Genomic DNA, 9,621 nt, shown 5'->3' on the forward strand with positions numbered 1-9,621 from the left:
GCCGATCACCCCCATCGACAGCCCCGAGCAGGCGCGCGCCCGCCTGGAGCAGACCGGCTACCTCGTCGACGACGGGCTCGCCGTCGCCTGCTTCCTGGCGCTGCGCCTGCACCGGCCGGTCTTCTGCGAGGGGGACGCGGGCGTCGGCAAGACCGCGCTCGCCACCGCCCTCGCCCAAGCGCTCCACGCGCCGCTGATCCGGTTGCAGTGCCACGAGGGCATCGACGCCTCACAGGCCCTGTACGACTGGGACTTCCCCCGGCAGCTGCTGCACCTGCGGGCGGCCGAGGCCGCCGGTGTCAGGGACGCCGACCGGCTGGAGCGCGAGCTGTACGACCGGCGGTTCCTGGTCGCCCGGCCGCTGCTGCGGGCGCTGCAGACCCAGCCGTCGGTGCTGCTGGTCGACGAGATCGACCGGGCCGACGACGAGTTCGAGGCGTTCCTGCTGGAGGTGCTGTCGGAGTACCAGGTGACGATCCCCGAGCTGGGCACGCTGCGGGCGGAGGTGCCGCCGGTGGTGGTCCTGACGTCCAACCGCACCCGTGAGGTGCACGACGCGCTCAAGCGGCGCTGCCTGTACCACTGGTTCGACCATCCCGGCTTCGCCCGTGAACTGGCCATCGTGCGCCGCCGGCTGCCGGGGGTGTCGGCACGCCTCGCGGAGCAGGTGACCGCCCTGGTGCAGGCGCTGCGCGCCGAGGACCTCCTCAAACCCCCGGGCGTCGCGGAGACCCTGGACTGGGCGCGTGCCCTGGACGCGCTGGGCGCGGACGAGGTCGACGCCGAACTGGCGGTGGCCACCTTGGGCTCGGTCCTGAAGTACCGCGAGGACACGCACCGCGCGCGCGGCCTGGACTTCGCGGCGATCCTGGGACCCCGGGGAGCGGGGCCGGCGTGACGGGGAACGCAAGGGGCGCGGGGGCGGGCGGAGCCGGCCCGGGCGGCGGGAGCCGGCCCGGCGGTGACGGCCGTCCCGGTGGCGGCGACCGCGCCGGCGAGGTGACCGGGGCGCCGGGCGCGGACGCGGTGCTGCTCGGCTTCGCGCGGGCACTGCGCGCGGCCGGGGTGGCGGTGAGCAGCGAACGGGTCCACGCCTTCCTGCGGGCGGTGGACGCGCTGCGCCCGGGGATGCGGGCGGACGTCTACTGGGCGGGCCGGCTGACGCTGTGCGGGGACCTGGACGACCTGGAGCGGTACGAGCGGGTGTTCGGCGCGTACTTCGGCGCCGCCGACGGGCAGCCGCCGCGCGGGTCCGTGCGGACCGCTGCGCCGCCCCGGCTGCGCCCCCTGGTGCGGCAGGCGTCCGCCGGGCGGCGCGAGGACGACACGGACGAGCGGCGGCACGGCCCGCCCGTCGCCTCGCTCGCCAGTTCCGCGGAGGTGCTGCGCCACCGTGACTTCGCCGGGCTCGACGCCGCCGAACGCGCGCAGGTGCGCCGGCTGCTGGCGGCGTTCGCGCTGCGCGGCCGGTCACGGCGCACCGCCCGGCGGCGGCCGGCCCGCCACGGGGCGGTCGATCCGCACCGCACCGTGCGGGAGATGCTGCGGCGCGGCGGCGAGCCCGCTCTGCTGCGCCGGTACGCACGGGTGGAGCGGCCCCGGCGGGTGGTGCTGCTCGTCGACGTCAGCGGCTCCATGGCGCCGTACGCGGACGCTCTGCTGCGGTTCGCGCACGCGGCGGCCCGGGGCCGGCGCACGGAGGTGTTCACCGTCGGCACCCGGCTGACCCGGGTGACCCGGGAGCTGTCGCACCGCGACCCGGACCTGGCGATGGCGGCGGTCGCCGAGGCGGTGCCCGACTGGCGCGGGGGCACGCGGCTGGGCGAGCTGCTGCGGGAGTTCCTGGACCGCTTCGGCCGGCGCGGCATGGCCCGCGGGGCCGTCGTGGTGCTCCTGTCCGACGGCTGGGAGCGGGGTGATCCGCACCTGCTCGCCGAGCAGATGTGCCGCCTGCACCGGCTGGCCCACCGGGTGGTGTGGGCCAACCCGCGCAAGGGCCGCCCCGGTTACGCACCCCTCGCCGCCGGCATGGCGGCGGCGCTGCCGAGCGTGGACGCCTTCGTCGAGGGCCACAGCCTGGCCGCCCTGGAACGGCTGGCCGCGGTGGTGCGCGGCGCGGATCCGGGCGGCCCGGAACCAGGCGGCGCGGACGCTTCGGGGGGCGGCCCGGAGGACGGCGCGGACGGTGCCCGCGGGCCGGCGGGCCATCAGGCGACGGCCGACGGCCCGCGGTCCTGCGGGGCGCTGACCGCCGCGGACGCCGTGGGCCGTGCGGCACGTCCCGCGCCGGGCCGCGCGCCGGACAGCCCCGCGCGAGGGCCGGGGGGCGGCGGGCAACACCGGTACAGGGAGGAACGGAAGCGTGCGTGACATCTTTCCGGTGCTCGAACGGTGGTACGCGGCGCGCGTGCCGTTCGGACTCGCCACCGTGGTGACGGTGAGCCGCAGCGCTCCGCGCGATCCGGGTGCGGCGATGGCCGTGGGACCGGACGACGAGGTGGTGGGAAGCGTGTCCGGCGGCTGTGTGGAGGGCGCGGTCTTCGACCTGGCGCAGGAGGTCGTCGCGAGCGGCGAGGCACGCCTGGCGGCGTTCGGTTACAGCGACGAGGACGCGTTCGCGGTCGGCCTCACCTGCGGGGGTGAGATCGGTGTGCTGGTCAGGCCCGTGACGGTCGAGTCGGACCCCGCCTTCGGTGCCGTCGCGGCGTCGGTCGCCGCGGGCGAGCCGGTGACCATGGCGACCGTGACCGACGGGCCAGCGCCGCGCGGGGCGACCCTCGCCGTGTGGCCGGACACGGTGGCGGGGACGCTGGGCGAGCCCGGCCTGGACGTGGCGGTCACCGCCGACGCCCGCGGCGAACTCGCCCTCGGTGCCACGGGGACGCGCCACTACGGGCCGCGCGGCGAGCGCCGCGAGGACGCGGTCTCGGTGTTCCTGCACTCCTTCGCGCCGCCCCCGCGGATGCTGGTCTTCGGCGCGATCGACTACGCGGCCGCGGTCGCCCGGATCGGTGCCTTCCTCGGCTACCGGGTCACGGTGTGCGACGCCCGCCCGGTCTTCGCCACGCCGAAGCGGTTCCCCGACGCCGTCGAGGTGGTCGCGGACTGGCCGCACCGCTACCTGCACGCGACCGGCACCGACGAGCGCACGGTGATCTGCGTCCTGACGCACGACCCGAAGTTCGACGTGCCCCTGCTGGAGGAGGCACTGCGCCGGCCCGCCGCCTACATCGGTGCCATGGGCAGCCGCCGCACCCACCACGACCGGGTGCAGCGTCTGCTGGAGGCCGGTGTGACCGAGGCCGAGCTGGCCCGGTTGCGTTCCCCGGTCGGCCTCGACCTCGGGGCCCGTACACCCGAGGAGGTGGCGGTGTCCGTCGCGGCCGAGATCATCTCGCTGCGCTGGGGCGGCACCGGGACCCCGCTGACCGCGACGGCGGGAGCCATCCACACGAACGGTTCCGCCTGAGAGCCGCGAACAGAAGGGGAGTCCGATCGGCTCGCGGCGTCCGGCGCGAGCGAGCGCAAGGCGCCGGACGGTCCTTGCGGCGGAGCTGTCGGGGCCTTCCGGCAACGCCGCGGGCGGGCGTGCCGGGCGTCGCGAGCCGGGGCGCCCGTTCTGTTCGCGGCTCTGAGCCCGGACGCGCCCCGCAGGACCCGCACACGAGGAGGAAGACATGGAACTGCACCACGGGTTCACCGTGCCCGTCCCCGTCGACGACGCCTGGCGGGCGCTCCTCGACATCGAGCGCGTCGCGCCGTGCCTGCCGGGGGCGGTGGTGGAGGCGTACGACGGCAGGACCGTCACCGGCTCGGTCAAGGTGCGGCTGGGGCCGGTCACGGTGACGTACAAGGGGACGGCGGTCTTCGAGGAGCAGGACGAGACGGCCCACCGCCTGGTGCTGGTCGCCGGCGGCCGGGAGACCCGGGGGCAGGGCACGGCGCGGGCCACCGTCACGGGCACGCTGCGCGAGCACGACGGTGTCACGGAGGTCTCCGTCCGGACGGAGCTGACCGTGACCGGGCGGCCCGCGCAGTTCGGGCGCGGGGTGCTGGCGGAGGTGGGTGACCGGCTCGTGGGCCGGTTCGCGGACTGCCTGGCGGGACGGCTGGCCGCGGCGCCGCCGGGGACGGCGGACGCCGGGCCCCTCCCCGCCACCGCTCCCAGCCCCGCTCCCCCCGGTCCCGGCCCCACTCCCAGCGGCCCGGGACCGGAGCCCGGCCACGCCGCAGCCGCGCCGGACAGCGGCGGCGGCACCGCCCCCGGCGACCGCGTCCCGCCGGCCACCCCCGCGCCGGCCGCGGCGGGCGACGAGCCGGTCGACCTGCTGCGCGCGGCGGCCCTGCCGGTCGCCAGGCGCGCCGCTCCGGTCGCCGCCGGGGCGGCCGTGGCCGTGGCGCTGCTCGTCCTGGGCGTACGGCGGCTGCGACGCGGGCGCGGCTGCTGACAGGACACACGCGCCACCCACAACCCATGCCTGGCCTCCCCTTTTCCGTCATTTCCGGGACAGCCGGAATTTTCTGGATTGCGGGGTTCATCCCTGCCGAACGGGGTAGGCGGCTCACAACGGATGAGGCGTGCACGCCTCTGTGGCACATGTGCTGCACACACCCCTCTGGAAGGAGGTCCGTGACAGCGCGTACTCGCAGCTGCCGGGCCGCTTTCGCGCACGGAGCGGCCCGGATCTCGCCGAGAATTCGGAAACGAGAAAGGGAAGTGTGACCTCGGGGCGGCCCCCCTCTCAGGGGGCCGCCCTCCCGTGTGCCACCCCGGGCAGCAGGGCCAGCACGAGGACGACGGACGCCGCGTACAGGCACGCCGAGCCGAGCGCCACCGCGTGGAGGCCGGACAGGAAACGGTCCGCGTCGTCGGGCTGCCCGGCGACCGCCCCGGCCACCGCGATACCGATCGCGCCCCCGGTCTGACGGGCGGTGTTGTTGACGGCCGAGGCGAGTCCGGAACGCTCCCCCGGCACGGAGGCGACGGCGGCCGCCACGACGGCCAGGGTCAGCACGCCCAGGCCCACGCCCCACAGCAGCAGCGCCGGCAGCAGCACCGGGAAGGACGAGTGCGGTGCGGCACGGGCCAGCAGCGCGAGCCCCACGGCGGCGCAGAGCAGACCGGCCGCCGCGGGCAGCCGCGCTCCGGTCCGGCTGGTGATCCGGCCGCCGAAGGGGGCGATCACCGCGAGCGGCGCGAACAGCGGGAGCAGGACCAGCCCGGCCTGGAGGGCGGAGCGGCCCTGGACGGTCTGGAGGAAGAGCGTCAGCACGAACAGGGTGCCGAGTGTGCCCAGGTTCATGATTCCGGCGGCGGTGTTGGCCGCGGCGAAGGCGGGCCGCCGCAGCAGGGCGGTCGGGAGCATGGCGCTCTCACCGCGCCGGGTCTCGGCGATGCCGAGGGCGGCCAGGGCGAACAGGGCGATCACCGCGGCCGCGGCCACCCGCGGCGCGCCGGGGCCGGAGCGGCCGCCCTGGATGAACGCGTACGTCGTCGCGCACAGCAGCAGAGCGCCGAGCAGCATGCCGGGCAGGTCGAGCGGCGGGGCCGCGCTCTCGCGGCTCTCGTCCAGGACCCGGGCGGACCGCACCAGGGCCACGAGCACGATCGGCACGTTGACCAGGAAGACGGCGCGCCAGCCGAGGCCGTCGACGAGCACGCCGCCGAGCAGCGGACCGGCGGGCAGGGCGAGACTGCCGACGCCCGCCCACAGTCCGATCGCCCGCGCGCGGGCGGCGTCCTCGGGAAAGGCACGGCCGACCACGGCCAGCGTGCCGGGCAGCAGCAGCGCGGCGCCCACGCCCTGGACGATCCGGGCCACGACGAGCACCGGCACGCCGGGGGCGAGGCCGCAGGCCAGGGAACCGGCCCCGAAGACGGCGAACCCGGCGAGGACGACCCGCCGGTGCCCGTAGCGGTCGCCCGCGGTGCCACTGGTGAGCATCAGGCAGGCGAGCGCGAGCGCGTACCCGTCCACCACCCACTGGAGCCCGGCGACGCCGGTGCCCAGGGCCGCGCCGATCCGGGGCAGCGCCACGTTGACCACGGTGACGTCGAGCAGCACCAGGAAGTAGCCGGTGCACATGACGAGGAGGACGGTGCGCGGTGAGCCCGTCCGGCGGGCGGGCCGCACGGCTCGGCGCACCGGTGCGGGCGGAAGGTCGGCCATGGGGCCACCAGTACCACCCGGAGCGGGCCGTTCCGCTCAGGCCGGGGCCCGGCACGGGCCGTTCGGGCGGCCCGCGTCACCCGGTCCGGCGGCCGCTGTCGGGCCCGGTGCCTTCGCCGTCCCGCGCCGCCGCCCCGCTCACCCGGTCCGGCGCGGCGGCAGGCGGTGCAGCTCGACCTCGGTGAGGCGGCCGTCGGCGACCGTGGCGGTCATGTAGGTGCAGTGGGGCTGGCGGCGCCGGTCGGTCGGGGACCCCGGGTTGAGCAGCCGCAGCCCGGAGGGCGCCGTGGTGTCCCAGGGGATGTGGCTGTGCCCGAAGACCAGCACGTCCAGGTCGGGGAAGCGGGCGGCGCAGCGGGCCTCGCGGCCCTGGGCGGGCCCGGTCTCGTGGACGGCGCCGAACCGCAGCCCGCCCAGCTCGGCGCGGGCCACCTCGGGAAGCCTCGCGCGCAGCTCGGGGCCGTCGTTGTTGCCGTACACACCGATCAGCCGGCGGCTGCGGCTCTCCAGCAGGTCGAGGGTGGCGGTGTCGACCCAGTCCCCGGCGTGCAGGACGGCGTCGGCGCGCGGGAGTTCGGCGAGCAGCTCGCCGGGCAGCTCCCGGGCGCGCTTGGGGAGGTGGGTGTCCGACATCAGGAGCAGACGCACCTCGTCAGCGTACTGCGCACGGCCCGGCCTCCCCCCTCCCCGGCCGCCCGCCCCGCCCCAGCCGGTCGACAGGTGGAACTGTTCAGTCCAGACTGGACAGTTCCACCTGCTGGATTCTACTGTGGCGGCATGGAGCAGCAGCGCAGCGAAGAAGTACCCGCGGGCGTCTCCGCCTCCGCCGCGCGGGCCGCACGCGACCTGCGGGTGGTGTTCAGCCGGCTGCGGCGGCGGATCCGCGAGGTCGCGCAGGACGAGGACCTGACGCCGTCCCAGGTGTCGGCGCTCACCCTGGTCGGCAAGCACGGCGCCGCCACGGCGAGCGCCCTCGCCTCCGCCGAGGGGGTCCGTCCGCAGTCGATGGCCACGACGCTCGCCGCCCTGGAGCAGCGCGGGCTCATCCGGCGCCGCCCCGACCCCGACGACGGCCGCCGCCAGCTCGTCACCCTGACGGAGGGCGGCCGCGAGCGCATCGAGGGCGACCGGCAGATCCGCGAGGAGTGGCTCACCCGCGCCATGGAGGACCGGTTCACCGAATCCGAGCGGCAGACCCTCCTCGAGGCGTTCACGCTGATGGAACGGCTGACGCGGTCGTGAGGTCCAGACTCGTCGGCCGGCCGGGCGGCGACCGCGCGACGGCGGGCCCGGCCCCCGACGCCTTCGACCGCCGGCTGATCGCCCCGATGATCCTCGGTTCGGTGCTGAACCCGGTCAACTCGTCGATGATCGCGGTGGCCCTGGTCCCGATCGGCGCCGCCTTCGGGGCGCCCCCGGCGCGGACCGTCTGGCTGGTCTCCGCGCTCTACCTGGCGACCGCCGTCGGATAGCCCGTCATCGGCCGGCTGGTGGACATGTACGGCCCCCGCCGCCTCTACCTCGCCGGTACGGCCCTGGTCGGGGTGGCGGGCCTGCTGGGAGCGCTCGCGCCGTCGCTCGGCGCGCTCGTCGGGGCGCGGGTGCTGCTCGGTCTGGGCACCTCCGCGGCGTATCCGGCGTCCATGCAGCTCACCCGGCGCGAGGCCGAGCGCACGGGGCGGGGCAGCCCGGCGGGCGTCCTGACCGCGCTCGCCGTCGCCAACCAGACGGTGGCCGTGATCGGCCCGGCCCTCGGCGGTCTGCTCATCGGCGCCGGCGGCTGGCGGACCGTATTCACCGTCAACGTGCCGCTGTCCGCGGCCTGCCTGGTCCTCGGTGCCCTGCGCCTGCCCCGCGAACCCGGGCCGGCCCGGGCGGAGAAGACCGGCGGGACGCGGGAGACGAGCGGGGCGCCGGGGATCAGCCGGACGCGGGAGACCAGCGCCGTGCGGACCACGCACGGCGGGCGGAGGCGGCGGGACGTCGACCTGCCCGGCATGGTCCTGTTCGCCGGCACGCTCGTGTCGCTGATGCTGTTCCTGATGCAGCCGCGGGCGGACCACTGGTACCTGCCGGTGCTCGCCGTCGCGGCCGGTGCCGCCTTCGCGGTGCGGGAGCTGCGGGCCGCCGAGCCCTTCGTCGACCTGCGGGTGCTGGGCGGCAACGTGCCGCTGCTGACCACGTACGTCCGCCAGTTGCTGGGCTACACCACCACGTACGCCTTCATGTACGGCTACACGCAGTGGCTGGAGGAGGGGCGCGGGCTCAGCGCCTCCACGGCGGGGCTGGTGCTGCTGCCGCTGTCCGGTACCGCGCTCGTCGTCTCCACCCTGACCGGCCGCCGCGAGGCCGTCCGCGCCAAGCTCGTCGCCGGCGCGGCCGTACAGGTCGCCGCCTGTGCCGTCCTGCTGCTCGTCGGCGCCCGCAGCCCGCTGTGGCTGCTGCTGCTCGCCGGGGTCGTGATGGGCATACCCCAGGGCCTGATCGGGCTCGCCAACCAGAACGCGCTGTACCGGCAGGCCGATCCCGCCCGGATCGCCTCCGCCGCCGGGCTGCTGCGCACCTTCATGTACCTCGGCGCGCTGGGGGCCTCCGCGGCCACCGCGGGGTACTTCCCGCACCGCGCCGACACGGGCGGGCTGCACGGCCTGGCCCTCTTCATGGTCGCCGGATCGGTGCTGCTCCTGGTGAGCAGCGTGCCGGACCGGTCGCTGTCCCGCCTGACCTCCCGAAAGCCCTGACAGTTCCGCAAGCCCTGAAAGGCCCGCACCCCATGGCACTCACCGCCCTCGACCCCCGTACCGCCCTCGTGGTGATCGACCTCCAGGCGGGCATCGCCGCCGCGCCGACCGCGCCCCACACCGGACCCGAAGTGGTCGCCCGCAGCGTCGAGCTGGCCGAGGCGTTCCGCGCCCGTGACCTGCCCGTCGTCCTCGTCCGGGTCTCCTTCGCCGCCGACTTCGCGGACGCCGTGCCCGGCCGTACGGAGGCCGCCGCGGGCGGCGGCAGCCGTCCCGAGGGCTGGGACGTGATCGTGCCCGAACTGGCCGGCCACCCCGGTGACATCACCGTCACCAAGCACAACTGGGGCGCCTTCCACGGCACGGACCTCGATGTGCAGCTGCGCCGCCGCGGGGTGACGCAGATCGTGCTGACCGGGATCGCCACCAGCATCGGGGTGGAGTCCACCGCGCGCGCCGCCCACGAGCACGGCTACCATGTCACCCTGGCGACGGACGCCATGGCGGACCTGGACGCGGAGGCGCACCGCTCCAGCGTGCAGCGGATCTTCCCGCGGCTGGGCGAGACGGGCACCACGGCCGAGGTCCTCGAACTCCTGGCCAAGACGCACGGCTGAGCCCGCACACCTGGTGTGCGTGGTGCCCGTCCTGCTGCTCCAGCCCCGGCACACCGCGCCGGGACTGCTCGTGGCCCTGTGGGGGCTGTCGGC

At 76.3% G+C, this 9,621-nt stretch carries 7 protein-coding genes and 2 pseudogenes; 7 read left to right on the plus strand and 2 right to left on the minus strand.

What is annotated here, in order from left to right:
• Nucleotides 1-4: 4 nt before the first annotated feature.
• The 4 genes and pseudogenes from ABZ719_RS16580 (at nt 5) to ABZ719_RS16595 (ending at nt 4,448) form a co-directional block, all read left to right on the plus strand.
• Nucleotides 5-898 (plus strand): MoxR family ATPase, encoded by an 894-nt coding sequence (locus ABZ719_RS16580; RefSeq protein WP_366725898.1) that lies wholly within the window; start codon nt 5-7, stop codon nt 896-898.
• Between the two features lie 101 nt (nt 899-999).
• Nucleotides 1,000-2,118: pseudogene (locus ABZ719_RS16585) on the plus strand (VWA domain-containing protein); the annotation flags it as partial.
• 244 nt (nt 2,119-2,362) lie between these two features.
• Complete coding sequence (locus ABZ719_RS16590; protein ID WP_366725882.1) at nt 2,363-3,469, plus strand: XdhC/CoxI family protein; 1,107 nt, start codon at nt 2,363-2,365, stop codon at nt 3,467-3,469.
• Nucleotides 3,470-3,677: 208 nt separating this feature from the next.
• Nucleotides 3,678-4,448, plus strand: coding sequence for an SRPBCC family protein (locus ABZ719_RS16595; RefSeq protein WP_366725883.1), 771 nt, complete (start codon nt 3,678-3,680; stop codon nt 4,446-4,448).
• Nucleotides 4,449-4,742: 294 nt separating this feature from the next.
• Here ABZ719_RS16595 and ABZ719_RS16600 read toward each other — a convergent pair whose 3' ends face one another.
• Together ABZ719_RS16600 and ABZ719_RS16605 are read right to left on the minus strand one after the other, a co-directional pair.
• A complete protein-coding gene (locus tag ABZ719_RS16600) occupies nt 4,743-6,170 on the minus strand; it encodes an MFS transporter (RefSeq protein WP_366725884.1) in 1,428 nt (475 codons plus the stop codon).
• 138 nt (nt 6,171-6,308) lie between these two features.
• Nucleotides 6,309-6,818, minus strand: coding sequence for a metallophosphoesterase (locus ABZ719_RS16605; RefSeq protein ID WP_366725885.1), 510 nt, complete (start codon nt 6,816-6,818; stop codon nt 6,309-6,311).
• Between the two features lie 129 nt (nt 6,819-6,947).
• Here ABZ719_RS16605 and ABZ719_RS16610 point away from each other — a divergent pair, with 129 nt between their 5' ends.
• From ABZ719_RS16610 to ABZ719_RS16620, 3 genes and pseudogenes are all read left to right on the plus strand, one after another.
• Complete coding sequence (locus ABZ719_RS16610) at nt 6,948-7,412, plus strand: MarR family transcriptional regulator (protein ID WP_366725886.1); 465 nt, start codon at nt 6,948-6,950, stop codon at nt 7,410-7,412.
• A pseudogene (locus tag ABZ719_RS16615) lies at nt 7,409-8,911 on the plus strand (MFS transporter). Before ABZ719_RS16610 ends, ABZ719_RS16615 begins: the two are co-directional and overlap by 4 nt.
• Nucleotides 8,912-8,943: 32 nt before the next feature.
• On the plus strand, nt 8,944-9,528 hold the full coding sequence (locus ABZ719_RS16620; RefSeq protein ID WP_366725887.1) for a hydrolase: 585 nt from the start codon (nt 8,944-8,946) through the stop codon (nt 9,526-9,528).
• Nucleotides 9,529-9,621: the final 93 nt, after the last annotated feature.

This window comes from Streptomyces sp. NPDC006743 (assembly GCF_040703815.1).
Lineage (GTDB): Bacteria > Actinomycetota > Actinomycetes > Streptomycetales > Streptomycetaceae > Streptomyces.

What these genes read in the sequence shown, in the direction of transcription:
- ABZ719_RS16610 (WP_366725886.1), top strand. Translation starts at nt 6,948, where the DNA reads ATGGAGCAGCAGCGCAGCGAAGAAGTACCCGCGGGCGTCTCCGCCTCC.
- ABZ719_RS16620 (WP_366725887.1), top strand. Translation starts at nt 8,944, where the DNA reads ATGGCACTCACCGCCCTCGACCCCCGTACCGCCCTCGTGGTGATCGAC.
- ABZ719_RS16595 (WP_366725883.1), top strand. Translation starts at nt 3,678, where the DNA reads ATGGAACTGCACCACGGGTTCACCGTGCCCGTCCCCGTCGACGACGCC.
- ABZ719_RS16600 (WP_366725884.1), bottom strand. Translation starts at nt 6,170, where the DNA reads ATGGCCGACCTTCCGCCCGCACCGGTGCGCCGAGCCGTGCGGCCCGCC.